Here is a 1,013-nt window from a genome sequence, read left to right as displayed (position 1 = left end):
CTAGGGCGTTTCTGATGGCTCTTGGACGGTGTCGCGGAGCCAGATGACCATTGCTGTGACGGTCAGTGTGCCGTTGAAGATGTAGTCGCGTTTGTCGTAGCGGCTGGCGATTGCACGGAACTGTTTCCACTTACTGACGCAGCGTTCGGCGGCGCTGCGGCGTCGGTACTGATCCGGGTCGAAGGCCGGCGGCCGGCCGCCGCTCCGGCCTCGCCGCCGGCGGTTGTCGCGTTGGTCATCGGGCTGGGCGATGGTCGCTTTGATATGCCGCCTGCGCAGGTAGGCGCGGGTGTCACGGCTGGAGTAGGCCTTGTCGCCGCGGAGTCTGTCCGGGCGGGTGCGGGGCGTCCGGGCCCGTGCCGGTAGATCCGCAGACGCTCCAGCACGGGGACGAGCATGGGGTTGTCGCCCCGCTGGCCAGGTGATGTCTCCCAGACCAGCGGGCGAGCCCGATCATCGGCCAGGGAGTGAACCTTGCTGGTCAGTCCGCCCCTGGAACGCCACAGTGCCTCGCGTCCATCGGCCTCCACACGCGCCCCGCCCCCTTTTGCGGGAAGTCACGTGGCGGCCGGTGCCTGGCCCCGGCCGCATGCTGGTGAGCGCGGCAGGAAGTGGAGTCGATGTTCACTGCCCACTCGGCCTCTGTCGCCGCGGACCGGGCCAGGGCCCCGTCCGGGTCACCCGCATCGGCCTCGATCTGCAGCCCGGTCAGGATCCGCTGCCAGATTCCGTCGGCCGACCAGCGGCGATGCCGCTCATAGACGGTCTGCCACGGCCCATACCGCTCCGGCAGATCCGGCCACGGCATCCCCGTGCGGGCCCTGAACAGCACTCCGTTGATCACCCGGCGATGATCCGCCCACTGCCCGCCCGGGCCACTGTTCACCGGCAGCAACGACTCGATCTTCTGCCACTGCGCGTCAGTCAGTTCATGGCGTCGCACCATACGACGCGCATGCCCACCATCAACGCTGATCCACCCACCCCAGCAAGAGCCATCAGAAACGCCCTAG

At 68.3% G+C, this 1,013-nt stretch carries 1 pseudogene; it reads right to left on the bottom strand.

The features are described from left to right. Nucleotides 1–946: pseudogene (locus ACFQ7F_RS45935) on the bottom strand (IS5 family transposase). Nucleotides 947–1,013: the final 67 nt, after the last annotated feature.

The sequence above is a fragment of the Streptomyces sp. NPDC056486 genome (assembly GCF_042795295.1).
Lineage (GTDB): Bacteria > Actinomycetota > Actinomycetes > Streptomycetales > Streptomycetaceae > Streptomyces.
Note: the sequence above shows the minus strand (reverse complement) of the source record. Positions and strands in the feature narration are given on the sequence as shown.